This window comes from Archangium gephyra (genome assembly GCF_049060025.1).
Classification (GTDB): Bacteria; Myxococcota; Myxococcia; order Myxococcales; family Myxococcaceae; genus Archangium; species Archangium gephyra_A.
Genome location: NZ_JBMEQQ010000002.1, coordinates 1,655,670 through 1,680,215 on the forward strand (window position 1 = coordinate 1,655,670; position 24,546 = coordinate 1,680,215).

The 24,546-nt window shown below is 69.1% G+C and carries 23 protein-coding genes; 15 read left to right on the forward strand and 8 right to left on the reverse strand.

Features of this window, described 5'->3' with window-relative positions; translation table 11 throughout:
• Positions 1-22: 22 nt before the first annotated feature.
• Genes ACN28I_RS07305 through ACN28I_RS07325 form a run of 5 tightly spaced genes read left to right on the forward strand, consistent with a single transcriptional unit; the run spans position 23 to position 3,633 of the window.
• On the forward strand, positions 23-766 hold the full coding sequence (locus ACN28I_RS07305) for an MlaE family ABC transporter permease (RefSeq protein WP_420941381.1): 744 nt from the start codon (positions 23-25) through the stop codon (positions 764-766).
• Positions 767-772: 6 nt separating this feature from the next.
• Positions 773-1,495 (forward strand): ATP-binding cassette domain-containing protein, encoded by a 723-nt coding sequence (locus ACN28I_RS07310; RefSeq protein ID WP_420941382.1) that lies wholly within the window; start codon positions 773-775, stop codon positions 1,493-1,495.
• Positions 1,488-2,504, forward strand: a complete 1,017-nt coding sequence (locus ACN28I_RS07315) for an MlaD family protein (protein WP_420941383.1) — start codon at positions 1,488-1,490, stop codon at positions 2,502-2,504. Before ACN28I_RS07310 ends, ACN28I_RS07315 begins: the two co-directional genes overlap by 8 nt.
• A 3-nt stretch (positions 2,505-2,507) precedes the next feature.
• A complete protein-coding gene (locus tag ACN28I_RS07320) occupies positions 2,508-3,098 on the forward strand; it encodes a restriction endonuclease (RefSeq protein WP_420941384.1) in 591 nt (196 codons plus the stop codon).
• Entirely contained in the window at positions 3,058-3,633 is a 576-nt protein-coding gene (locus ACN28I_RS07325) for a hypothetical protein (protein WP_420941385.1), read from the forward strand. The genes ACN28I_RS07320 and ACN28I_RS07325 overlap by 41 nt, the downstream gene beginning before the upstream one ends.
• Positions 3,634-3,650: 17 nt before the next feature.
• On the opposite strand, the gene ACN28I_RS07330 is transcribed toward ACN28I_RS07325, so the two are convergent.
• Genes ACN28I_RS07330 through ACN28I_RS07340 form a run of 3 tightly spaced genes read right to left on the reverse strand, consistent with a single transcriptional unit; the run spans position 3,651 to position 6,378 of the window.
• Positions 3,651-4,703 (reverse strand): SPFH domain-containing protein, encoded by a 1,053-nt coding sequence (locus tag ACN28I_RS07330; RefSeq protein ID WP_420941386.1) that lies wholly within the window; start codon positions 4,701-4,703, stop codon positions 3,651-3,653.
• 5 nt (positions 4,704-4,708) lie between these two features.
• Positions 4,709-5,764 (reverse strand): SPFH domain-containing protein, encoded by a 1,056-nt coding sequence (locus ACN28I_RS07335; RefSeq protein ID WP_420941387.1) that lies wholly within the window; start codon positions 5,762-5,764, stop codon positions 4,709-4,711.
• Positions 5,761-6,378 (reverse strand): hypothetical protein, encoded by a 618-nt coding sequence (locus tag ACN28I_RS07340; protein ID WP_420941388.1) that lies wholly within the window; start codon positions 6,376-6,378, stop codon positions 5,761-5,763. The genes ACN28I_RS07335 and ACN28I_RS07340 overlap by 4 nt, the downstream gene beginning before the upstream one ends.
• Positions 6,379-6,656: 278 nt before the next feature.
• On the opposite strand from ACN28I_RS07340, the gene ACN28I_RS07345 reads away from it, so the two are divergent.
• The 4 genes from ACN28I_RS07345 to ACN28I_RS07360 all read left to right on the forward strand — a co-directional run bounded on the left by ACN28I_RS07345 (position 6,657) and on the right by ACN28I_RS07360 (position 11,405).
• Positions 6,657-7,502 (forward strand): MBL fold metallo-hydrolase, encoded by an 846-nt coding sequence (locus ACN28I_RS07345; RefSeq protein WP_420941389.1) that lies wholly within the window; start codon positions 6,657-6,659, stop codon positions 7,500-7,502.
• A gap of 69 nt (positions 7,503-7,571) precedes the next feature.
• A complete protein-coding gene (locus tag ACN28I_RS07350) occupies positions 7,572-9,086 on the forward strand; it encodes a sigma 54-interacting transcriptional regulator (RefSeq protein ID WP_420941390.1) in 1,515 nt (504 codons plus the stop codon).
• A gap of 179 nt (positions 9,087-9,265) precedes the next feature.
• Positions 9,266-10,507: a PAS domain-containing protein gene (locus tag ACN28I_RS07355; protein ID WP_420941391.1), complete on the forward strand. Its 1,242-nt coding sequence runs from the start codon at positions 9,266-9,268 to the stop codon at positions 10,505-10,507.
• Positions 10,449-11,405, forward strand: a complete 957-nt coding sequence (locus ACN28I_RS07360) for an ATP-binding protein (RefSeq protein WP_420941392.1) — start codon at positions 10,449-10,451, stop codon at positions 11,403-11,405. The genes ACN28I_RS07355 and ACN28I_RS07360 overlap by 59 nt, the downstream gene beginning before the upstream one ends.
• Positions 11,406-11,450: 45 nt before the next feature.
• Here ACN28I_RS07360 and ACN28I_RS07365 read toward each other — a convergent pair whose 3' ends face one another.
• From ACN28I_RS07365 to ACN28I_RS07385, 5 genes are all read right to left on the reverse strand, one after another.
• A complete protein-coding gene (locus ACN28I_RS07365; RefSeq protein ID WP_420941393.1) occupies positions 11,451-12,746 on the reverse strand; it encodes a hypothetical protein in 1,296 nt (431 codons plus the stop codon).
• Positions 12,747-12,909: 163 nt separating this feature from the next.
• Positions 12,910-13,809: a hypothetical protein gene (locus ACN28I_RS07370; RefSeq protein ID WP_420941394.1), complete on the reverse strand. Its 900-nt coding sequence runs from the start codon at positions 13,807-13,809 to the stop codon at positions 12,910-12,912.
• A 135-nt stretch (positions 13,810-13,944) separates the two neighbouring features.
• Complete coding sequence (locus tag ACN28I_RS07375; protein WP_420941395.1) at positions 13,945-15,855, reverse strand: serine/threonine-protein kinase; 1,911 nt, start codon at positions 15,853-15,855, stop codon at positions 13,945-13,947.
• A gap of 38 nt (positions 15,856-15,893) precedes the next feature.
• Positions 15,894-17,573 carry an adenylate/guanylate cyclase domain-containing protein gene (locus tag ACN28I_RS07380; protein ID WP_420941396.1) on the reverse strand — a complete coding sequence of 560 codons (1,680 nt, stop codon included), beginning with the start codon at positions 17,571-17,573 and terminating at the stop codon, positions 15,894-15,896.
• A 102-nt stretch (positions 17,574-17,675) separates the two neighbouring features.
• Positions 17,676-18,635 (reverse strand): hypothetical protein, encoded by a 960-nt coding sequence (locus ACN28I_RS07385; RefSeq protein WP_420941397.1) that lies wholly within the window; start codon positions 18,633-18,635, stop codon positions 17,676-17,678.
• A gap of 95 nt (positions 18,636-18,730) precedes the next feature.
• On the opposite strand from ACN28I_RS07385, the gene truD reads away from it, so the two are divergent.
• The 6 genes from truD to ACN28I_RS07415 all read left to right on the forward strand — a co-directional run bounded on the left by truD (position 18,731) and on the right by ACN28I_RS07415 (position 24,544).
• Positions 18,731-20,287: a tRNA pseudouridine(13) synthase TruD gene (truD, locus tag ACN28I_RS07390; RefSeq protein ID WP_420941398.1), complete on the forward strand. Its 1,557-nt coding sequence runs from the start codon at positions 18,731-18,733 to the stop codon at positions 20,285-20,287.
• A 122-nt stretch (positions 20,288-20,409) separates the two neighbouring features.
• On the forward strand, positions 20,410-20,976 hold the full coding sequence (locus ACN28I_RS07395; RefSeq protein ID WP_420948588.1) for an RNA polymerase sigma factor: 567 nt from the start codon (positions 20,410-20,412) through the stop codon (positions 20,974-20,976).
• A complete protein-coding gene (locus tag ACN28I_RS07400) occupies positions 20,973-21,482 on the forward strand; it encodes a hypothetical protein (RefSeq protein ID WP_420941399.1) in 510 nt (169 codons plus the stop codon). The genes ACN28I_RS07395 and ACN28I_RS07400 overlap by 4 nt, the downstream gene beginning before the upstream one ends.
• Before the next feature lie 8 nt (positions 21,483-21,490).
• The gene (locus ACN28I_RS07405; RefSeq protein WP_420941400.1) at positions 21,491-22,882 is read left to right on the forward strand and encodes a hypothetical protein; all 1,392 of its coding nucleotides are present in this window, start codon (positions 21,491-21,493) and stop codon (positions 22,880-22,882) included.
• A gap of 440 nt (positions 22,883-23,322) precedes the next feature.
• Positions 23,323-23,739, forward strand: coding sequence for a DUF1761 domain-containing protein (locus tag ACN28I_RS07410; RefSeq protein ID WP_420941401.1), 417 nt, complete (start codon positions 23,323-23,325; stop codon positions 23,737-23,739).
• Positions 23,740-23,815: 76 nt separating this feature from the next.
• Entirely contained in the window at positions 23,816-24,544 is a 729-nt protein-coding gene (locus tag ACN28I_RS07415; RefSeq protein WP_420941402.1) for a helix-turn-helix transcriptional regulator, read from the forward strand.
• The last annotated feature ends 2 nt before the right edge of the window (positions 24,545-24,546 follow it).

The following is a 24,546-nucleotide window of genomic DNA, read 5'->3' on the forward strand; positions in this document are numbered from 1 at the left end:
CCGGTAGCATCCCGGCCCCCCCATGAATCCCCTGGCCTTCATCGGAGCCCCGGCCTTGATGCTCGCGCGCACGGTGCGGGCGAGCGTGCGCCACGGCCTGTCCTGGCGCGAGTGCCTGCACCAGTTGCATGAGACGGGCTCGCGCAGCATGTGGCTGGTGATGTCGGGGATGGCCTTCTTCGGGGCGGTGCTGGTGACGTTCGCGGACAGCCAGGCGCGCAAGGTGACGGGGAACCTGCCAGTGGTGGGCCCGCCCTACTTCGAGCTGCTGGTGCGCGAGTTCGGCCCGGTGGTGTCGGCACTGCTGGCGGCGGCGCGCGGCGGGGCGAGCCACAGCGCCGAGCTGTCCACCATGAGCGTCAACGAGCAGGTGGAGGCGCTGGAGATGTCGGCGGGAGACCCGTACGCGGACCTGGTGGCGCCGAGGGTGGTGGCCGGGCTGGTGGGGGTGCCGCTGCTGTGCATCGTGGGGACGATGGCGGCGACGCTGTCGGCGGTGGCCACGGCGAGCTGGGCCTTCGGGGTGGACGGAACGGCCTTCATGGACGCGCGCTTCGTGGACGGGTGGGACGTGCTGGCGGGGCTGGCGAAAGGGGCGGGCTGCGGCCTCTACATTCCGCTGGCGGCGGCGGTGGCGGGCCTGTCCGCGCGCGGAGGCGCCGAGGCGGTGGGCGAGGCCACCACGCGCGGGGTGGTGGCGGCGTGCTTCGGCTGCCTGCTGATCGCCTTCGTGGTGGCGCTCGGCTTCCAGGCCCTGGGGGTGTGAGCGGGGATGCTGCGCTTCTCGGAAGTGGTGGTGACGTTCGAGTCCGGCCGGCGGGTGCTGACGGGGCTGAGCGCGGAGCTGTCCACGCGCGAGCTGACCTTCGTGGCCGGTGCGAGCGGCGCGGGCAAGAGCGTGCTGTGCCGGCTGGCGGTGGGGCTGCTGAAGCCGGAGGCGGGCCGGGTGGAGCTCCTCGGCGAGCGGGTGGACACGATGCCCGAGCGCGCCCTGCGGGCCCTGCGCCAGCGGGCGCCGTACCTGGTGCAGGGCCCGGCGCTGCTGGACTGGCGGACGCTGCGGGAGAACGTGGCAATGGCGGCCCCCGGCCTCTCGCCGGAGGCGGTGCTCGAGGCGCTGGCCCAGGTGGGGTTGGAAGCAGCGGCGGATCGGCTGCCCACCGAGCTGGGGCCCGGGGCGAAGAAGCGGGCGGCGATTGCCCGGGCGCTGGCGCTGCGGCCGGAGTACCTGCTGCTGGACGAACCCACCACGGGGCTGGACCGGAGGGCGGCGGCGCAAGTGGAGGAGGTGCTCGCCTCGGTGAAGGCGCGAGGGCTGGGCGCGCTGGTGGTGTCCCATGACTACCGGCTGTTGCGGACGCTGGCGGACCGGGTGCTGGTGGTGGGAGGGGGGCGCTGCGCCTTCCTGGGCACACCGGAAGAGTTCCTGGCATCCTCGGAGCCGGAGCTACGGGCCCTGACGGCGCCCTTCCTGGAGAGCGCATCGGATGGATGAGCGTCGCTTGGAGATGAAGGTGGGCGCGCTGGTACTGGCGGCGCTGGCGGGCGTGCTCGGGCTGCTGTGGCTGATGGGCGAGCTGACGCTGGGCCGCGATCCGGTGCTCTCGGTGGACTTCAGCCACACGGGCAACGTGACGAAGGGCGCGCCGGTGAAGCTGGGGGGCGTGGCGGTGGGCCGGGTGGAGGAGATCCACCTGGAGCCGGACCGGCGGGATGCGCAGGGCCGGCCGCTGCCGGTGCGGATGGGGCTCTCGGTGAAGCCCGAGGCGATGGTGGCGCTGCGGGAGGACACGCGGGTGACGGTGGCCACGGTGGGGCCGCTGGGCGAGCCGTACCTGGAGCTGAACCCGGGCTCGGCGTCCTCACCTCCCCTTCCCTCCTCCGGAGGCTCACTGCGGGGCACGGACGCGCCGCGGTTGGATCTGGTGGCGCAGCAGCTCTCGGCCTTCCTGGACGTGGCGAGCGGCGCGCTCGCGGAGGATCCGGAGGGAATGCGCAACCTGGCCAGCAACCTGTCGCGGCTGACGGGCACGTTGGCCGGCGTGTTGGATGACAACCGGGGCGAACTGAAGACGCTGACGGGAGACCTGACGGCGGCGGCGAAGGACCTGCGGATGCTGGCGAAGGTCACGCGCGAGGCCATGCAACCAGGAGGAACAGGGGCACGGCTGCTGGGCGACGCGGCGGAGACGGCGGCGATGATGAAGCGGGAGTTGCCCGGCCTCTCCGGCTCGGCGGCGAAGACGCTCAACGGGCTGTCGATGATGACGGGCGGGCTCGACGCGAAGGATGGCGAGCGGCTGAAGCTGGCGCTGGAGCGCTACACGGCGGCGGGCGAGAAGCTCGACCAGATGGCCGCGAAGGCGGACCGGCTGCTCGCACGAATCGAGGCCGGAGAGGGCACGGTGGGCGCGCTGCAGAAGGACAAGCAGGTGTACGACGACCTCAAGACCCTGCTGTCGGACCTGCGCAAGCACCCGTGGAAGATGCTCTGGAAGGAGTGAGGGATGGCAAAATCCGAGGAATACATCCGTAAAATCAAACGCATCAAGAAACCGGCCGACATTACCAGGATGTACCGCCAGCTCCAGAGCGGCACATCCCTGCGTGACTGGCCAGAGGGGAAGGCCTTCGAATACCTAGTACTTCGAGCGTTCGAACTGGAGGGAGCTGAGGTGACCTGGCCCTTTTCAGTACGCCGAGATGGCAAAGAGCTCGAACAAATTGATGGCGCAGTTCAAGATGGCGGACTGTATTGCTTGTTGGAAATGAAGCAGTACAAAGACAGCATCGACTTCGATGCTATCGCCAAACTACGCGCACGACTCGCTCGACGTCCAACACAAGCGATGGGCGCAATCTTCAGCATTCGAGGATTTACCGACCCAGCAAAGGTGCTCGCCCAGTTTAGCACTCCCATCAATGTCCTTCTTTGGGATGCGGACGACATTGAATATGGCCTCACAAGCGCGCAATGCGTTCTGGACTACAAAAGAAGTTTCGTCACGCCATCGAGCACGGATTTTCGGACTACAGTCTTTTGGCGGAGGAGGCGACATGACAGTGTGCGTGGTTACGGAAGGTCAGTTCGACAGTGAACTCATCAAGTCACTAATCAAAGCCAAGAAGATCAAGCATGCCCAGGTCTTCACTGCCAAAGGGAGTTCGTCAGCACAATCACTTGCAAGATCCCTCGTTGGGGTCAAGCAGCTTCCCGTGGCTCTCATCCTTGATGCGGATGAACATGATCCTTCCAGGGTTGAGGATCGCAGAAAATATCTAGAGACCATGCTGGGAACTACCGCACCCAGGAACGAGTGGGAGCTAATCCTGCTCGTGCCAGAGATGGAAATGGTCTTTTTTGAGGTGCCAGGGCTACTTGAGACTCTTGGCCTTCCAGCGCCTACGCCTGTAGAGCGCGAACGTGCCAAACACCGGCCGCATGAGGTTCTGGCTGATCTAATATCCAAGTCAAACAAGCACCGGCCAAGCAATTCACGCCAATGGCTCATGGGAATGTTCCCAACGCTGCCATATGAAAAAATATGGCAGCTGGAACCATTTAGCCGACTTCAGCGGTTTCTTGAACAGCACGGGCCTACGCCCGAAGCGATGCTACCTGACCACCAGTAGTATGGTCAGGCATAGCCTCACTGCCCGTTGCTCGCCGCCTGCGTGGCCTTGCCCGTCGCGTACTGGGTGAGGATCTGGTTCATGTCCATGGTCTGCAGCGTGGCCCCGCTGCGCCCGCCGCTCGGCATGAAGATGATCTGCTTGCCCATCAGTGCCTCGGCGATGCGCATCTTCACCATCGTCCGGCCGCCCGCGCCCGCCATCGCCTCGTTCTCCTTGGCGATACCCTTCGACTTCGCCTCAGCCTCCTTGAGGATCGCCGTCGCCTCGTTCGTGGCCCGCACCAGCTCCGCGTCCGCCGCCAGCTTCGTCTGCTCCAGCTCTCCCATCGCCTGGGCGATCTTCTGCGACACCGTGCCCTTGGCCGACTCCAGGTTGCGCTTGGCCTCCTCCGCCGCCGCCTGCGCCTCCGAGCGCAGCTTCTCCGCCGTCTGCTCTGCCAGCTTCTTCTCGCGGATCACCTTCTCGTACTCGGGGTTGAAGCGGTGCTCCTGCAAGATCACCTGCTCCACGATGACTCCCTCGGGCAGGAGCGCCTCCTCCAGCAGCTTGCGCGCGCTCTCCGCCGCCGCGAAGCGCTTGTCCGCCGTGTAGAAGTCCTCCGAGCGCAGCACGTTCAGCGCGTCGCGCACCAGCGCCCGCGTCGCCGACCGCACCAGCCGGTTCTCCACGTCCAGCGTCGTGCGCCCCACCTTCTGCATCAGGTGCGGCGCCTTCGCGGGATCGATTCGCCAGGCCACCGTCACGTCCACCGCGATGTCGTTGCCGTCCACCGTCTTGAACTCGATGTCGTCCGTGCGGCCCTTCTCCCCGTCGGCCTTCGCACTCATCTTCAGGTTCTGCAGCTTCGTCTCGAAGGTGTCCCAGTCCGTGGAGAACGGCGGGAAGAAGAAGTACGTGGCGCCCGGCGCGTACGTCTCCGGCTGCACGCCCCGCGAGCCCATCAGCGTGAACTTCCGCGTGAGCACACCCACCTCGTTCGCCTCCGTCGAGTGGCACGCGCATCCCTGCACCACCGGCAGCGCCAGCAGCACGAACAACCCCAGCATCCTCAAGTCCATGCGCTTCATGGCTCTCACATCCCCTTCACATCGAAGCGCCGGAGCGCCGCGTTGAGATCCAACGGGTTCACTCCGCTCTCGCCATCCGTGGGCACCACGATGACCTGCGTGCCACCCAGCACGTCCGCCATCTTCAGGCCCACCATGTTCTCGCTGCCCGCCCCGCGCAGCGCCGCGTTCTCCAACTCGATTCCCTTGGCCCGGGCCAGCTTCACCACCAGATCGCCCTCGGCCGCCTTGGTGCGCCGGTACAGATCCGCCTCCGAGCGCAGCTTGGCCACCTCCGCGTCTCCGCGCGACAGCTCCACCTGCACCGTCGCCTGGCCCACGGCGATGATCTTGTTCATCTCCGCCTCGGCCTGCGCCGCCGCGGCCTCCGCCATGTTCTTGAAGACGGACTGATCCTGGATCTTCCGCTGTTCGATCGCCTGCTGGTAGCGCGAGTCGTACCGGTACTGCCGCAGCAGCACGTGCGTCACCTTGATGCCCTTGGGCTCCAGCTCCGAGATCAGCAGCTTCTGCGCCTGCGCCACCGCCTTGTCGCGCCGGTCTCCCTTGTAGAAGTCATCCGCGTCCATCTCGCCCAGCGTCCGGCGCAGCACCTGCTCCGCGCGCGGAATCACCGCCGAGTCCTCGTACAGCCGCCCCGGGCCGATCTGCGTCATCACCTTGTACGGATTCTCGATGCGGTAGAGCACCGTGACGTCCGCCGACACCGTGTAGCCCTCGGACGTCTGGATCCGGATGGCCCGCACCACGCGGTGATCCGCGCCCTCGCCCACCTCGGCCGGGTTGTCCGCCATCTCCAGGAGCTGCAGATCCGTGGGGAAGCGGTGCATGCGCTCGGCCCCCGGCGTCACCCAGTGCAGGCCCGGTCCGTACACCGTGTCCCGGATGCCCTTGCCTCCACCCAGGATGACCTGCTTCACCCCGCTCTCCGCGGGCCGGATGTAGACGGTGCACACGTTGTACGCGAACAGGCCACCGAACAGCAGCACGCCGATGGGCCAGAGCTTCCGCGTCCGCGGCTGCTTCAACGCCGCGAGGATTCGATCTCCCACCTTGCTCATACCTTCTCCTTCGAAGAGGACTCACCGCTCCGCACCGGGGACTCCGGCTCGGAGAGGCGCTCGAGGGCCGGTGGGACGGACTCGTCCAGCGGCCGGTAGGCCTCGAGCTGTTGCTGTTCCACACCCATGTCGCGCACCAATGTCTCGAGCTGCCGCCGGTAGCGGCGCTCGTAGAAGGACTCCTGCATGTCCGGCAGGAAGGGCCCGAAGAGGATGAGCGCGAAGGGCAGCGGCTCGATCCAGTCCGGTACCGCCGTGACGGCCACCACCACCGCCGCGGCGATCCCCGCCCCCGTGTACGCCACGCGCGAGAGCAGATCCCCCCCGCGCCACACCCCGTATTTGCGCCGCTGCAGCGCGTGGTGCTCCCGGGCCAGTTGGAAGTAGCGCGGCAACGCCACCGTGTAGACGCTGCGCTCCAGGCGCGCCCAGTAGCCGGGATCCTCCGCCACCTCGGCGAAGCGCCCGGCCACGTCGGCCAGCGCCAGCCGCGACTCGGCCCGGAGCTGAGCCTCCACCTCACCGTCCCACTCGCCGAACCCGGGCCGGCGCCTCTCCAGCCACGTCAGCACGTGCTCGGTGACCTGGGGCAGCCGGAAGCGATCGGGATACACGCGGGAGTTCCCCCTCATGCCGCGCAAGCGGCGGCGCGCCGAGTCTTCCATGTGTGTCCATTCCCACACAATGCCCGGCGACCCCACGCGCTCCCGATCGATCCGGATCGGAGCGTGCGCTCCATCCAGGTGCGCCGGAATGGAGCAGTCGATCTGCCCTACCGCCCTGGATTCCCAGCAATTCCAGCCATTTGACGTTGGCAACGTCCTTGCTTTTCCAGGGGCACAGAAGGGCGGCCGGTCTGGACCGCCCCACCAGCCTTCGAGGAGGAGCGACCATGGAAGTGCGATTCTACGGAGTGAGGGGGAGCATCGCGGTGTCGGGGGCGCACGCGGCGCGGATCGGAGGCAACACCTCGTGTCTGGAGGTGGTGAGCCAGGGGCACCGGCTGATCCTCGACGCGGGCACGGGCATCCGGGCGCTGGGCGAGGCGATGATGCGCGAGGGCGACCCGCGGAAGGCCACGCTCTTCTTCTCGCACCTGCACTGGGATCACGTGCAGGGCTTCCCCTTCTTCACGCCGGGCTACCTGCCCACCACGGAGCTGACGCTGTACGGCCCGGGGGCGGACGGGGCGCAGGCGCTCGAGTCGGTGCTGGCCAGGCAGATGGAGCCGCCCAATTTCCCGGTGCCGCTGTCCACCATGCGCTCGCGGATGACGTTCGGCTCGGCGCTGCACGGGCGCACGGTGGAGGTGGGGCCCTTCCGGGTGACGCCCTTCGACGCGCCGCACCCCCAGGGGTGCCTCGCCTACCGCGTGGAGGCGGACGGCCACAGCTTCGTCTACGCCACGGACATGGAGATCTCCCTGGCCACGTTGGATCCGCGGGTGGCGAAGTGGATGGAGGGCGCGGACGCGCTGTGCCTGGACGCCCAGTACACCCCGGACGAGTACAACGGGAAGAAGGGCATCCCGAAGAAGGGATGGGGCCACTCCACCATGGTGGACGCCGCCCAGGTGGCCGCGGCGGTGAACGCGCAGCGGCTGTTCCTGTTCCACCATGACCCGGCCCACAACGACGAGCAGGTGGAGAACATGGCCGAGGAGGCCCGCAACCACTTCGCCGCCACCGAGCCGGCGCGCGAGGGCAAGCGCATCGTGCTCGGGGCCGCCTGCGCGTGATCCGGAGGGGCACATGGGCCCGCACTGCGATAGTGTCCCCCCGGACTTCGAGCTTCCCCCCTCCCCGTCATGGCCTCGACCCCGGACATCAGCCAGGTACTGCTCCCGATCGGCGGGCTCGTCGGACGGGAGATCGATCTCGATGCGTTCCTCCAGACGTTGATGGATCGCATCGCGGTGACGATGCAGGCGGACCGGGGAACGCTGTGGTTGTTGGATCCGGCGCGAGGCGAGCTCTTCTCGCGGGCGGCGCACCTGCCCGAGGTGTCTCAAATCCGGGTGAAGGTGGGCCAGGGCGTGGCCGGCTACGTGGCCGAGCACGGCGAGCCGGTGAACATGCCGGACGCCCGGGGAGAGAGCCGCTTCTTCGCGGACATCGACCGGCTGACGGGCTACCGCACCACGACGATGCTCGCGGTGCCGCTGCGCGACACGGACGGGGACATCTACGGCGTGCTGCAGGTGCTCAACCGGCGCGGCGGAGGGCGCTTCACGGACGACGACGTGGAGCGGCTCATGGCCATCGCGGTGCAGGTGAGCCACGCGCTGCAGAGCACGAGCCTGTACCAGGAGCTGAAGCGGGCGAAGGATCAGCCGCACGCGCCGGTGGGCTACTTCTTCAACCGGATCATCGGCGAGTCCGAGCCGCTCAAGGTCATCTACCGGCTCATCCAGAAAGCGGCGCCCACCGACGCCACGGTGTTGCTGCGGGGCGAGAGCGGGTGCGGCAAGGAGCTGTTCGCGCGGGCGGTGCACGTCAACGGGCCGAGGAGGGATCAGCCCTTCGTGAAGGTGGACTGCGCGGCGCTGCCGGCGTCGCTGATCGAGAACGAGCTGTTCGGCCACGAGAAGGGAGCCTTCACGGGGGCGGACCACCGGATGCCGGGCAAGTTCGAGGCGGCGGATGGCGGCACGGTCTTCATCGACGAGATTGGCGAGCTGCCGCTGCCGGTGCAGGGCAAGCTGCTGCGGGTGCTGCAGGACCGGGAGTTCGAGCGGGTGGGCGGCACGCAAACGATCAAGGTGGACGTGCGGATCGTCGCGGCGACGAACCGGGATCTGGTGAAGATGGTGGCGGAGGGGAAGTTCCGGGAGGACCTGTACTACCGCATCAAGGTGGTGGAGCTGGTGCTGCCGCCGCTGCGCGAGCGCGGTGGGGAGGACATCGAGCGGCTGACGCGGCACTTCATCGCGGCGTCGGCGAAGCGGCACCGGCTGCCGCGGCCGAGGCTGAGCGGGGTGGCGTTGGAGCGGCTCAAGCGCTACCGGTGGCCGGGCAACGTGCGCGAGCTGGAGAACTGCATCGAGAGCGCGGTGGTGCTGTGCGAGGGGGAGATCCTCGAGGAGCACCTGCCACTGCCCAAGGTGGTGGGCGCGCCGCCGGCCCCAGTGGAGTCCGGTGAGACAGTGGCCGAGGGTGGCACGGGCGAGCTGCTGCCGCTGGCCGAGGTGGAGAAGCGGCACATCCTGCGGGTGCTGGACTCGGTGAAGGGCAACCGGACGGCGGCGTCGAAGGTGCTGCAGATCGGCCGCAACACGCTGGGCCGGAAGCTGAAGGAGTACGGCATCGCCGACGAGGGGTAGCCCCGATGCTCGGGCACGGGGCGCGCGGACTGGGTGCCTCCGCCGCCCTCTTGGCAGGCCGCTCTCACGTCCTCATCCCTGTTGGATGAGCCGGAGGGATTCCATCGCCACGAGGTGAACACCGGGAGGGGTACCGCCACGAGGCGTTCGCGCGCCGGTCGCTCGCCCTGCTGCTGATCGTGGGACTGGGCGTGGCGCTCACCGCGGGTCTGATCGTGTTCGACCAGCGGGCTCGTCGCGGCCAGGAACAGGAGGCCCTTGCCCAGCAGGCCGCTCACGCCAACGAGCTGGCGTCCGAGCTGGGGTACCAGATCCACGCCGCGGAGCAGCTCCTGGACACCCTGGCCTCGCTCGCCGGCCCCCTCCGGGAGCAGCGCGAGGTCGAGGAGTTGCTCCGCCGGGTCCTGCCCTCCGCACCGGCGCGCATCGTCCATGGGATCGGGGTGTGGTTCGAGCCCGGCCGGTTCGAGCCCGGCGTGCGCTACATGGGCCCCTACCTCCACCACGGCCCGGAGGGAGGGCCCCTGGTCCTCACCTACGAGTGGTCCACGCCCGCCTACGACTACCCCCGGAAGGACTGGTACCAGCGGGCCTGGCAGCAGAAGGGGCGCATCTACATCTCCGAGCCCTACTTCGACATGGGCCTGACGTACGTGTCCCTGGTGCGGGCCTTCTTCGATGACGAGGGCCAGCCGCGCGGGGTGGTGAGCGTGGACATCACCCTCCCCCTGATGGGAGAGGTGGTCCGTGAGGCCAACGTCTCCCCCACGGAGATCCTCTACTTCGTCAGCCGTGCCGGCGCGCTCATCGCGCACCCGCGGCAGGAGGAGCTGCTCACGTGGGCGCGCGGGCAGGGCCGCACCGTGCGGTGCCTGTCCGAGCTCACCCTCGAGGATCTGCGGGCCTGGGAGCGGGAGGCCGGACTGGAGCGTGGGTGGCGGACCGCCGAGGTGAGCGTCGCCCGCGCGGGCTGGAGGGTGTTCGTCTCGACGGAGGAGGACGCGCTCTTCGATGACGTGCGCCGCCAGCGAGGGTTGGTGGTGGCCCTGGGCCTCCTGCTGTGGGCGGGGCTGGGAGCGAGCGGAATGGTGATGGCTCGCTCGGAACGGAACCGGATCCTGGCGCGCACGCTCGCCGAGCGCCAACGCCAGGAGGAGGAACGGCGGCGGCTGCTCGCCCAGGTCCAGCGGCGCTCAGCGGAGCTCCAGGCCATCATCGAGAGCATGGTCGAGGCCGTCATCGTGCTCGACCCCGAGGGAACCGTCACCCTCGCCAACCGGGCCGCGCTGGCGCTGTTCGGGAAGCTCGGCGCGCGAGGGCCACCGCCTCGACACCGTCTACCGGGAGCTGAACCCCAAGGAATTGGAGGGACAGGAGCTGGCCTTCAACGCCCTGCCCCTCTCCCGGGCCTTGAGGGGTGAGCAGGTGGACGACACGGACGTCGTCCTCACACTGACTCCACTGAACCGGAGGCGCGTCCTGCGGGTGAACGCCGCGCCCATCCGGGACGAGTCGGGCCACGTCGTCGCCGCCGTGGCGGTGGGGCGCGACATCACCCAGGCCATCGAGCTGGAGCGCCTCCAGGGCGAGTTCGTGAAGATGGCCGCGCACGAGCTGAAGACGCCCCTGGCGGTGATGAAGTCCTTCGCCCAGCTCGCCTGCCGGACCTCACATCCGCCACCCGCGCTGCGCCGGCAGCTCGAGGGCATCAGCGTGGGCGTGGATCGGATGGACCGGGTGGTGCGCACGTTGCTGGATGCCTCCCAGCTCCAGCTCGGCCGGTTGCATTTCGAGAAGAAGGAGCTGCGCCTGCGCGCGTTGGTGGAGGCGGCCGCCGCGAGCACCGCCACCCGCCATCCGCGCAATCCGATCCACGTCCAGCCGGGACCGGACGCATGGGTGCTCGGCGATGCGGCGCGGCTGCAGCAGGTGCTCACCGAGCTGATGGACAACGCCGCGCGCTACTCGGCCGCGGGGACCCCCGTGAAGGTGACCCTCTCGCTGGACGGAGGTGAGGTGGAAGTCTCCATCGAGGACGAGGGCATCGGCATCTCGGAGGAGCGGCGGGAGCGGATCTTCGAGCGCTTCTACCGCGCGCATGCGGGGACGCCGCATGATCGCGGCGGCATGGGCCTGGGGCTGTACCTCTCGCGAGGCATCCTCCTGCTCCATGGGGGCCGGGTGGAGCTGGAGAGCCGGGAGGGAGAGGGCACCCACGTGCGCTTCCGCCTGCCGCGGCTCCCCGAGCAGCGGCTCGCGCCGGACGTGGCCTCGATGGGCGGGAAGCCGGCGGAGTACGGCATCGCGGACGAAGGGTGAGTCCCCCTCCCCTCTCCCTCCTCCGAGGACTGAAGCCCTGCTGGCTCAGAAGCTCAGGATGGCGCCCGTCTCGAGGCCCAGCGCGGTGCGATCCGGATCGAAATTCGGCGCGTCCGCCGCCTGCAGCCGGTGGTGCGACTGGAAGAGGAAGCCCTCCAGCACGAAGGCCAGCTTGCGGTGGGGCTTGAGCTCGTAGCCCAGGCGCACCGAGCCGTTGTGCAGCAGGCCCGGACCGGTGCCCGAGAGGGTGGCGGCGCCAGTGGCGGGAGTGTCGTAGCTGGGCACCACCTTCGAGGGATCGAGCACCTTCTGGTAACCCGCCATGCCGTAGATGGCGTGCATGCCCGTCAACACCTGGCGGACCGAGATGAAGCCTCCGAAGTCCTGCACGTCCGTGGCGGCGCGGCCCTGAGACAGCGACAACATGCCCAGGTTGGCGGTGTTCTGCCCGAAGTTGAGCTCCACCCGGATGTGGGTGGTGTCGGAGGGCGCGAGCTCGGAGAAGAGCGCGGTGGCGAAAGCGGTGGCATGGCGCTCGTCCGGGGCCCTGAAGTTGAAGGGAATCCGCGTGGCGAGGGCCGAGACGCCCACCCGGCTCTTGCCGAACTTGTAGGTGCCGCGCACCGCCAGGGTGGGCAGGGCGCCAATCTCGAAGCCCGCGTCCTTGGGCCCCACGTTGGGGGCGGGGAAGCCCACCGCCGCGCCCAGCTCGAAGTCCGGCGCGGTGTAGAAGTACTTGAACTGCTGGCGCATGAAGCCGGTGTTGCCGCCCTGGAAGAGCGCGCCCACCAGGTTGATGCCGTGCGGATTGAGCGGAGCGTGCAGATCCCAGTCCTGCCCCAGGGCCACGGTGTGGCCGGGAAGGAAGGTGTAGTCCACGTGCGCGATGCGCAGCCGGGGCAGGCTGGCCACGGTGGGCGTGGCCTTGGTGAAGTCCACGAAGTCGATTTCGACCTGCGCCCTCAGGGGCCCCTTCTCGTTGAGCCAGAAACCCAAGCGCGACTGCGCCACCTGGAAGGTATGGCGGGCCTCATTGGGGAAGTTGGAGAAGACGGGGTTGCCCGCGGCGGTGACGGCCGATTCGTTGGGCTGGCTGAAGGACTCCATCGCGCTGTTGGCCATCACGAAGCGCGGGGTGAGGGTGCCGTAGAACCGGAAGAGGTTCTCGTCGTTCTCGGCGGGGGCCGGAGTGGCGACGGCCGGGGTCGGAGTCGGCGTCGGAGCGGGCTGGGTGGCGGACGGGGGGGTGGCGTCACCGGTGCCGGGAGTCTGGGCCAGTGCGTGGGTGGCCGAGCAGATTCCCCCCGAGAGGATCAGTGCGGCGAGTCGAGCATTCTTCATGGCTTCCCTGGGGTTGTGGGTCAATGGATGCCGGGAGGCTGCGAACGCAACCTCCGTACCATTGAAGCCCACCCTCTGGCCGCCCCAAGCCGCCGCACCGTGTCCGGTGTGGTTTCGTAACCGCTGTTACCGTCGGTAACAGAACGCCCCGGGGCGGATGGCCTCAGCCCGCGAGCACCCAGGCCGCGGCCACGGTGAGCCCACCGGCCAGCGCGAACAGCTTCCACGCCCGCCGCGCCAGCACCGTCCCCGTGCCCTCGCCCGCGTTGCCCAGGATGACCATCGCCGGTCCCCCCTGCTTCCCGCGCAGCTCGTAGACGCCCGGCACCGGCCCCTGCTTCAGCTCCCCCACCACCAGGCACTCCTCGCCGAGCCGCCCCACCCGCTCGTACGAGAGCGACTCCTCCACCACCCGGCCCTCCGCCGGCACGCCCGTGCCCGTCTCCGCCAGCGGCTTGCCCATCTGGCAGCGGAGGATCCGCACCGGCGCCAGCAGCAGCTTCGGCGAGAAGCTCACCGCGGCCTCCGCGCGCTCTCCCCTCACCTGCAGCAGCGGCGCGTACGCCCGCTCCACCGACAGCAGCGGCCCCTTGCTCCCGTCCGGCATCACCCCGCGCAGCTCCGCCTCGTAGAAGGCGCACACCACGCCGCCCGGCGACGTCACCTGATCGCTCGAGCCCAACCGGCCCCGGTACACGCCCCACCCCGGGGAGCGGCCCTCGCGCAGCGCCGTCACGCCCTCGTCGATGCTCCGGGGCGCCTCGGCCCGCAGCGCATCCGCGCGCACCCAGACCCGGGAGCCCGCCACCGCCAGCCCCGCCGCCACCACCAGCAGCGCCAGCCCCAGCCCATCCCCCAGAGAGCTCGGGGACAGCCACATGAAGGGCCCGGCGCGGTAACGCAGCGTGACAATCGCGAAGAGCACCGCCAGCAGCCCGAACCACGCCATCGGCCACTGCGGCATGAAGGCCCGGGCGTCCTTGCGGCCAAAGGCGAACGCCGCGACCACCAGCGCACCCAGTCCCGCCGCGTACAGCGGGGCGAATGCCCACCGCAAGTCCATGGCTTCCCCTCGACCCCGGAGTCAAAACCGCGCGGCCAAAGGTGGTGACGCCTTTCGCGCTCCGCAAGAGCACACCCGGGGGGTGTCCCCGTGCGCTCCCGGACGCTGGCTCGTCCTACAGGACGAGTCCTCCCGTCACTCCTGTTGGGTTTCCGCCACCTTGCTGGTGTGCGCGGACTTCTTCGTTTGGATGCCCCGCACCACCACGTCATCGAAGGAGCAGACCAGGTTGCGGCACCCCACCGCCACCTTCGCCGAGCGCCCCTGGAAGCCCTCCAGGAACTTGTACGCGAAGGGCTCGGAGGAGCCGTTGAGGAACGCGTGCACGTCCACGCCGTTCTTCTTCTTCTTGAGCTGCAGCTTCACGCGGAAGGGGCCGGCGGGCACGGGCGTCTCGTCCTGCACGAGGCTCTCCACCTCCTGCGCGCTGTTGCCCGCCACTTCCTGCCCATCCGCGGTGGTGTACTTCCAGCCCAGCCGCATGCCCGCTTCCGGAATGGCGAAGACGGACACCTGCAGGCCCGTGACGCGGTAGGACAGCTCGGCGAAGTGCTGCGCGTCCGGCTCCTGGACATAACTCCTGTCCAGGGGGCTCGCGCTCATCAGCACCTCGGCGGAGAAGTCGTCGCTGGAGAAGTAGCGGTGGGCCAGGTACGCGCGCGGAATCAACTGCCCGCCGCTGGCCTCATCGCCTCCCTGAATGACGTGGAGCCGCCCGTTCTCCAGCTTCCACGTCCCCGCGTGGGCGTTCAACTCCTCCTGGCCCTCCACGAAGTCCACCCCCAACCGCACCCGCCCGTCCGCCAGATCCTCCATCGTCGAGGCGACGAACAGATCCCCATCCGTGTTGGCCGGCCACGGCTTGCCCGCCGCCACCGGCCGGGGAAGCCACGTGCCGAGCACCCACTTCGTGTCGCCCCACTGGAAGAGGGTCACCGGGCCCAGCGCCTGCCTCGCCCCGGCGAAGATCACCACCAGCCCGCCCAGCGCCGTGAGCACCGTCCGCACCGTGCGCCAACCCGTGCTCAGCCGGCGCTTCACCGGGCTCAGTTCCTCCCGGGCCCGCAGCGCCCCCGGCGGCAGCGAGGTGCTCGACACGAGCCCCTCGAGCGCCTGGCACACCTCGGCGGCCTTCGCGTAGCGCGCGTCGGGCTCGTTCTCCAGCAGCCGAGCCACCACCTCGTCCACCCGCGCGTCCAACCCCTGCACACGCTCGGACGGCAGCTTGAAGCGCCCCACCGGGATCTCTCCGGTGAGCATCTCGTAGAGCACCACGCCGAACGAGAACAGGTCCGCCCGCCCGTCCACGTTCTTCGCGTCCCGGCGCTGCTCCGGGGCCATGTAGTTGAGCGTCCCCATGGCCACCGACGTGGCGGTGAGCTGCAGCCGCGAGTCCGGACTGCGGATGCCCGCCAGCCCGAAGTCCGCCACCTTCACGTGCCCGCGCTTGTCCAGCAGGACGTTCTCCGGCTTCAGGTCGCGGTGGATGATGTCCTTGTCGTGCGCGCACTCGATGGCCCGCGCCACCTGCAGCGCCAGGCGCAGGGCCTCGGGAGGCGACAGCTCGCGCATCACGTCGCGCAGCGAGCGCCCCTCCACGTACTCCATCACGAAGTAGTAGTGCTCCCCCGCCACCCCGCGATCGATGATCTGCACGATGTTGGGGTGGTTGAGCGCCGCGAGCGCCGTGGCTTCCTTGTCGAAGCGCGTGACGAACTCGGGATCCTTCGCCAGCCGCGGCGGCAGCACCTTCACGGCCACCATGCGGTGCAGCGACTTCTGCCGCGCCAGCCACACCTCGCCCATCCCGCCCCGGCCCAGCACGCGCACCAGCTCGTAGCCCGGCAGTTCCACCGAGCCGCCCACGAACGTGCCCTCCCCTTCGGGCGTCCGCGGCTCCAGGGCCGTGCCCGCCGAGGGCAACGAGGGCCGCACCAGCGTGGGCGCGGACATCTCGGGCTCCAGGGCGGAGGCCGGCACGGCGCGCACCGGGAAGCGGGCACCACAGGCACACGCCACCTCGTGGCCGTCCGCGAGGCCGCTCACGTCGTGTGCACGCGCACAGCTTGGGCAGTTGACGGTCTTCATCGCTGGGAGTTGGTGATCTCCAACCCGATGACGCGGAAGGCCTGGACGCCCTTCTCCTTGCCCTTCACCTGGGTGACGGGCAGGGGCTCCACCTCGAAGCCGGTGCCGGCCTTCTGCACGGTGCTCTGGTTGGCCACCACCTCGCCTCCCTTGGCCAGGCCGCACAGGCGCGAGGCCGTGTTCACCGTGTCGCCGATGGCGGTGAACTCATGGCGCTCGGTGCTGCCCATGTAGCCCACGACCGCCTGGCCGGTGTTCACGCCGATACCCACCTCGATGGGACGCTTGCCCGCCGCCATGCGCGAGCCGTTGAGCACCTCCACCGCGTCCTGCATCTCCAGCGCCGCGCGCAGCGCCCGCGCCGGATCGTCCGCGTGCGGCGAGGGAGGACCCCACACCGCCATCACGCAGTCGCCGATGAACTTGTCCAGGTTCCCCTCGTGGCGGAACACCACGCCCGCCATCAGGGTGAAGAACTCGTTGAGCATGGACACCACCTCCTGCGGAGACTCGTTCTCCGACAGGGTGGTGAAGCCCCGGATGTCCGCGAACAGGCACGTCACTTCCGCCAGCCGGCTCTGCCGCAGGTCCTCGGTCTCGCCGCGGATCACCGCCTCGGCCACCGCGCGGGACAGGAAGCGGCTGAGCTCGGCGCGGGTGATGGCCTCGGCCTGGATCTGCTCGCCCAGGGCCGCGTTCTCCAGGGCGATGGCCGCCTGCGCGGCGATGCCCGAGAGGATGGTCAGGTCCTTCTCCGAGAAGGCGTTGGTCTGCTGGCGCGAGTCCAGGAAGAGCACCGCCTCCAGCTTGCCCTTGGCGAGCAGCGGCACCGCCATGGCCGAGCGGATGCCCTGCGCCACGATGCTCTCCGAGGAGGAGAAGCGCTCGTCGATGATGGCGTCCGCGGTGAGCACGCCCTTCTTCGTCTCGGCCACCTTCTGCAGCACGGTGTCGGAGACCATCACGTTGGGCGGGCTGCCCTGCCGGTGCTTCATGGCCACCGGGGAGAACTGGCCGTCCGCGCCCGGCTTGAGGATGACGCCGTGGTCCGCCGCCAGGAGCTGGAAGGCCACCGAGAGGATCTGCTCGAAGAGATCCCCCTGCTTGCCCTGCTGGCTCACCTGGCGGTGGAACTCGTAGGCGATGCGCAGCTTCTCGTACTCGCGCTTGAGGGTGGCCAGCTCCTGGATCTGCTCGGCGGGCCGGAAGTTCTGCGGCACCTGCTGATCCATCTGCGCGAGGAACGCGGGGATGGAGTGCGACTGCGCCACCACCGTCACCCGGGGCGCCGCCCGTCCCGGAGAGGCGCTGGGGCCTCCGACAGGAGGAGCGGAGGCCACCGGCGGCTCCCCGGTGTGGAAGATGAGCTTGGAGGTGCCCAGGCTGATCTCATCCCCGTCCCGCAGCCGCAGCTCCGCCACGCGCTTGCCGTTGACGAAGGTGCCGTTGGACGAGCCCAGATCCCTCAGGATGAAGTCGCGCCCCATCCGCTCGATGGTCGCGTGCTCCTTGGAAACCTCGCGATCCACCAGCCGCACGGTGTTGGACGGGTGGCGGCCCAGGGTCGTCAAATCCCCGAGAGGGAACTCCCCTGTCGTCCCATCCGGGAACCGCCCCTTGAGGTGCGGCCCCCGAGGGCTGAGAGACTTTGCGGATTGGGTGGAACCTTGACTCACGCGCGGAGACCTCGGCGGTCCGGACTTCGACGGAACCGGCGGGACACTACCAGAGCCGCCGGAGCGCCGGAACGGCCACGGACGCCCGCCTGGACGCCTGTTTCAGCGGATGGAAACCGGATTTTCCGGGGTTACCGGAGAATTGGAACGAGACCCCCGGCCCCACAACGGCAGGGGATTCTTGAAGGCGATTCCAATGGAGGGGTACAGGGTGACCCCCCCCAGATCGCGCCGCTGGCCGAAGACGAGGGGGCGGCAGTCGGTATAGCCGCCGGTGAGCTCGGCGAAGAGGTGCACGTACCGGAAGCCCAGGGCGAAACCCACGCTGGCCCCATAGAAGTGGCTCGTCACCTCGGCCGGCAGGGAGAGGTCGAAGCCCGACACGTCCTGGCCCTCCCGGGAGACGTCCACCAGCCGCGAGTCCAGCGAGGTGCGGCTGTAGATGTACTTGGGGGCCGCGTACAGCTTGAAGATGTCCCCCAGGTCCATGCTCAGGTAGACGGGGACCTCGATGTCCCACCGCGAGAACTCGTCGATCTTCACGATCTCCAGCGCATCCAGGACGGGGCTCTTGAAGAGGTGGCGGGAGTAGGCCACGCCGAGGGCCAGGTCATAGGACTTGCGCTGGTAGTCGGGCAGGGAGGAGTCCTCGGGGGTGCCGCCGTGCGCCAGCCGCACCTTGCCGTCGAAGCGCAGGGAGGTGGTGCTCAGGCGCAGGCCCACGTCCAGGGTGTTGGACTCCAGCAGGCCGGTGCGGATCATCAGCTCGTTGGCCGGGCCCGGGGGGGCCACCGCCAGCGCCATGCCCACGCCGAGCAGCCGCTGGGCCTCGGCCTCCTCCAGGTGGTAGGGCGCGCCCGAGCGGACGGTGTCGTGGATGGCCTCGCCCTGGCGGATGCCCTCGTCGATGAGCGTGCCGAGCTGGCCCACCGGGGTGAAGACCCCCACCGCACCGGAGACCTGGAACTGCCCCTGGGCAAGCGGCTTCGCCGTTTGCATCGTGGAGAGGGTGGAGGCACAGCCGGTGGCCGTCAGCAGGACGAGCAGGGAGAGCAGTCTCATGGGGGGCGGCACCTTACGCCCTGGGATGTCCGGTTGTCAGGCCCCCAACCATTCGTTCCTTCCGCTCAGGCCACTCTGGCTGTTAAGGGAGCCCCGTGCGAATCAAGCAGAAACCTGAAGATTTCTCCGTCAAGGAGTCCTACCGCTTCGACGAGGTAGCGAGCGGCCGCCACCGCGTCTACCTGATGGACAAGCAGAAGCTGTCCACCTTCGATGCGGCGGACCGCATCCGCGACGCCTTCGGCCTCAAGCCCGGCTCCATCTCGTACTGCGGCCTGAAGGACAAGCAGGGCCGCACCGAGCAGCTCATCGCCGTGGACGGGGCGGACGTGGACATGCAGGACCCCGACCTGCGCCTGAAGTACCTGGGGCGCACGGACAAGCCCCTGTCGGCCGCCAACATCACCTCCAACCGCTTCGCCGTCACCGTGCGCATGCTGACGGAGGAGTCGGTCGGCCCGCTCAACCTGGCCGCCGCGGAGATCAACCGGCTGGGCGTGGTGAACTACTTCGACAGCCAGCGCTTCGGCTCGCTCAAGCACGGCCAGGGCTTCATCGCCAAGGATCTCATCCGCGGCGACTTCGAGGCCGCGCTGCGCAACTACCTCGCCCAGCCCTCGGAGCTGGACCGCAGCGAGGACGCCAAGGTGAAGGCCTTCTGGCGCGAGAACTGGGGCCGGTGGGACGCCCGCGTGCCCTTCGAGGGCAGCCGCAAGTACCACCGCATCCTCAAGTCCCTGCGCGAGCACCCCGGCGACTACCTGCGCGCCTTCCTGCAGATCGACGCGTCCTACCGCGCCATGCTGCTCTTCACCTACCAGAGCTACCTCTGGAACGAGGGCGTGCGGCGCTACCTCCAGATGCTGCTGCCCCGCGAGCACCTCTTCCCCATGAAGTACCAGGCGGGCACCCTGCTCTTCCACCGCGATGCGAAGACCGAGGTGCTCGACGCCCTGCGCGAGGCCACCTTCCCCCTGCTCGCCCCGGACAGCCACTTCGAGGATCCGCTGGTGAAGCAGGCCGTGGACTGGGTGCTCGGCCGCGAGAAGCTGACGCTGCAGGACCTCCGCATCGAGGAGGCCTCGCGGATGCTCTACTTCAAGCACGAGGAGCGTCCCATCGTCGTCATCCCCCACAAGCTCGTCATCGGCCGCGTCCAGAATGACGATCTGAACCGGGGCTACCTCAAGACCAACATCGCCTTCACCCTGCCTCCCGGCGCCTACGCCACGCTCGTCGTCAAGCGGCTCTTCCACTTCGAGTACACGGAGGACACCGCGCAGCAGATCCGCGAGTCCTGGCGTGCCCCCGTCGAGGACCGGGACGGCGATCGCGAGTCCGCGGACACGGCCTATGCCCCCCGGGGCCCCCGCAAGGCGCCCTCTGCCACGCCTCCCCTCCCCGCCAAGGCCGGTCCCAGGGCCGCCCGGCGCTCCCCCGCCCCGGAGGCCGCTCCCATCCCGGGCAGGCGGCCCCTGGCCCGGGAGGCCCGCGAGGAGCGGGAGGTTCCCGTTCCCGATACCCGCCCCTCCCAGCCGTCCGCCGGCTTCCTCGAGCGCCAGCGTCAGAAAAAGGACGTCAAGGAGCAGGCGCGGGAGCAGACCCGGCGCCAGCAGGCGGCCAAGCGCCCGGAATCACGGAAGAAGAAGTAACAGGGCCGCCGGTATTTCGGGCGGTGCAATCGAACTGACCATGCTCCGTAGACCAGGGCGTGAATGCTCTCGCCCTCAACGCAGCAAACGTCGCGGACCTCGCCCGGGCCATCGGCATGCTGATGGCCGATGACGCCGCGGCCACGCCCTGGAAGGCGGACGTGGTCGCCGCCCGGCGCGGAGACCCGTCGGCCTTCGAGTCGCTGGTGCGCAGCGTGCAGCGTCCGGTGTACGGCCTGGCGCTGCGCCTGCTCGGCAACGAGGCCGAGGCCTCCGAGGTCTCCCAGGAGGCCTTCCTGCGCGCCTACCAGAACCTCCACAAGTACGACGAGTCGCGCCCCTTCGATCTGTGGGTGATGGCCATCACCCGCAACCTGTGCCTGGACCTGCTGCGCCGGCGCACCAAGGTGAAGACGGAGGAGCTCGAGCCGATGAAGGACTTCCTGCCCAACGGCGAGGTCTCGCTCGAGGACGGGGCCATCGCCCGGCAGGAGCGCCAGTCGTTGGAGGCGGCGCTCGCCACCCTGTCCGCCGACGACCGGGAGGTGCTGGCGCTCTACTACGTCCAGAAGCGCACCACGAAGGAGATCGCCCAGGTCCTGGGCTGCGCGCCCGGCACCATCATGGCGCGCCTGTTCCGGGCCCGGGAGAAGCTCCGCAAGCAGATGAGCCCGGAGGAGCCGACATGACCCCCACGTCCATTGAATGCCCGGACCTCGAGGTGCTCTTCACCGAGCTGGAGGCCGGAGAGGGTCCCGCCCTGCGGCACGCGGAGCACTGCCCGCTGTGCACCGCCATCATCGAGGAGCACCGGCTGCTGGAGAAGGATCTGTGCCGGCTGGCGGATCCGCTCCCCCCGCCGGACCTGGTGCACAAGGTGATGGCGCGGGTGGCCGCCGAGCCCACGCCCGTGCGCCGTGAGCTGTGGACGGGCCTGTCCATCCTGGGGGCCTCGTTGATGATGGGGCTCGGGTTGCTGCTCGCCAGCGACGCCGCCCTGAGCGGGCTCGGGAAGTCGGTGGCCCGCACCCTGGTGGGCGGCACGGCCTTCACCGAGGCCCTGCTGAGCGGCATCCACGCCCTGTGGAGCACCGCCGCCGGTCCCATCCTCGCCCTGGTCGCCTTCGTCGTCCTCTCCTCCGTGTTTGGCCTCAAGCGCCTGGCCCGCAACGGTCCCACCCCTTCCGAAGCGTGAGTGTCGCCATGAAACCTTCCAACACCCGGGGCCTGCTGCTCTCCGCCGCCCTCCTCGCCTCTCCCCTCGCCCTGGCCCAGACGCAGGACGCGCAGACGCAGGCCGAGGACCTCATCAGCATCCACGCACGCGGCTCGTTGAAGGACGTGCTCCAGGAGCTCTCCGAGGAGGGCGGGCTCAACCTGGTGCTCATCGGCCCGATGGATGCTCCCGCCGAGGTCTACCTCAATGGCGTCAGCGCCCGGCAGGCCCTGCGCACCGTGGCCCGCGCCCACTCGCTGCAGCTCGAGGAGCAGGACGGCATCTTCACCGTGCGCTCCGCGCCCGCGGGGAGCGCGCAGGACAACGCGGTGGCGCCCGTTCCCCCGGTGCCTCCCGTTCCGGCCGTGGGTCCTCCGCCCATGCCCCAGAACGAGCTGGACCCGGACGAGGTGAAGGAGCGCATGCGCGAGAAGATGAGGGAGGCGCGGCGCTCCAGCAACGGCTCGAGTGACGTGGTGGCCCGCGGCCGCTCCCTGGAGATCAAGGAGGGCGAGTCGGTGGACAGCGCCGTCGTCTACGGCGGCAACCTGACGGTGAAGGGGCACGTGGACGATGACGCGGTCGTCTTCGGCGGCAACCTGGAGATCACCGGCCACGTGGAGGGGGATGCCCATGCCTTCGGCGGCAACGTGGTGCTCGGCCCGGGGGCCAGGGTGGAGGGAGACGTCTCGTCCTTTGGTGGCACCGTCATCAAGCAGGACGGGGCGCACGTGGAGGGCAGCACCGAGTCCTTCGGTGGCGCGCAGATCGGCAAGATGGTGTCCGGCGAGGTGAGGAAGGGCCTGAAGAAGTCGAGGCACGACCCCGCCGACAGCGAGGAGCGGAGGGAGCGGGACGACGACAATGATGTCGCCACCTTCCTCATCCAGTTCGCGGTGCTGTTCGGGCTGGGCTTCCTGGGGCAGATGCTCTTCCCGGCGCGGATGAAGGCGCTGGCGGCGGACATCCAGGCCAAGCCGCTCGCGGGCGGAGTGGTGGGGCTGGTGACGGCGCTGGCGCTGATTCCCGCGTCCATCCCCCTGGCCCTGGTGACGGTCATCCTGGCGGTGACGATCATCGGCATCCCGGTGGCGGCGGCGCTGTGGCTGATTCCGCCCCTGGCGGCGGCGGTGGGCTTCACGGCGGTGGCGAGCAGCATCGGCACGCGGCTGCCGGTGATGCGCGGCCGCAAGACGCAGGCGATGGTGATGGCGCTGGGGCTGCTGCTCCTGCTGGCGGTGGGACAGATTCCGGTGCTGGGACCGCTGGTGCTGATCGCGGCGGCGATGGTGGGTCTGGGCGCGGTCATCCGCACCCAGTTCGGACGCCGCCCGCAGGGCATGCCGGAGCCCATCATCTCCGACCACATCCCGGTCTGAGCGGCGGGCTGAAGACGGGCAGCACCTCTCGGGGGGCGGCACGAGGCGCGGGGGCGCTTCGGGCCGTCCCCCGGAGTGTTTCGAGGCTCAGCGGCCGGCAGCGGGCGCTTCATCCGGTAGGAGCTGCAGCGCTCCGCGTGCGACCCAATGGGCTCGCTCTCGCCGGAGGCTCCGAGCGGCGGGTTCGATTCCCGCCGCCTCCACAACAAGGGATGTCGCAAGGCCCCGGATGTCCTCTTCGGACATCGCGGGGCTTTCGTTTTGGGAGTTCCGAGCGCGCCGGGCTTCAAACCGGATTCTTCGACGTCGCTGTTCACTGCTGACAGCACGGTGGCAGCAGCCCTCCGCTACATCGCGAGGCACTGCTGCGAACCGGCCACCTGCCGGCCGAACACCGATCCAATACTGGATTCTTCCACATCGACAAGGGAGTCAGACCGATGACCGAAGCATTCTCACACATGAACTGGCTGGCCGTTCTGGTAGCGACCGTCGCCCATTTTGGGCTGGGCGGCGTCTGGTACATGGTGCTGTTTTCCAAGCAATACAGGGCCTCGCTCGGAAAGGGCGACCAACCGGCGCAGCCGCCAGGACCGCTGTTCATCGTGGGGCCGCTCGTGTGCAGCGCACTCAACATCGCGACGACCGCGTTCCTCCTGCGCGCGCTCGGCATCACGACCTACGGCGATGCGCTGCTCCTGGGGGTGCTCGTCGGCATCGGCTACCTGGTACCGATGACGGTCAATATCGCGATCAACCCCAACTTCCCGCGGCCGTTCTACTACAGCCTGATCGGCGGCCCGATGTTCACGCTGGGCAGCTTGATGTCGTCGGCGATCATCGTCGCGATGTCGTAGGATCGGGCACGGCACCTCACGGCGCGGGCGAGGTCGCGAGAGCGCTTCCCCGCCGCCGCGAACGAACGGACCCACCATGCGACGCGCCGACCGCCTGTTCGAGATCATCCAGGTGCTGCGCCGCGCCTCGGCCCCGCTGACCGCCGATGCGATCGCGGCGAAACTCGAGACCAGCAAGCGCACCATCTACCGGGACATCGGCGCGCTGATCGCGCAGCGCGTTCCGATCCGCGGCGAGGCGGGGGTCGGCTACATCCTCGAGCGCGGTTTCGATCTGCCGCCACTGATGCTGACCTCGGACGAGCTCGAAGCGGTCGCGCTGGGGGCCCAATGGGTGATGGCGCACGCCGACGCCGCGCTCGCCCGCGCAGCTCTGGACGTCCTCGCCAAGATCGCGACGATCGTGCCCGAGGATCTGCGCCCGCTCATCGACGACCCCGCGGTCGGAACCCCGCCGTCGCGAGAGGTGTACGGCGACGCCGGCGTCGATGTCGCGAAGCTCCGCGCGTGGAGCCGGCAGGGGCGGAAGCTCGTGATCGGCTATGTTGACGAGACCGGCCGGACGAGTGAGCGCATCATTTGGCCATTCATGGTGGGCTATGTCGCGATGGTGCGCGTCGTCATGGCGTGGTGCGAACTGCGCGCCGACTTCCGAATCTTCCGCACCGACCGGCTGACATCGGTCGACTTCCGTGACGAACACTATCCTGAACACCCCGTCACCCTGCGCCGCCGCTGGCTGGCGATGAGGAAAGACAAGCGGGCCATCGCGCCTGTCCATCCCCAGGGGGCCGATCGCGCCTGACC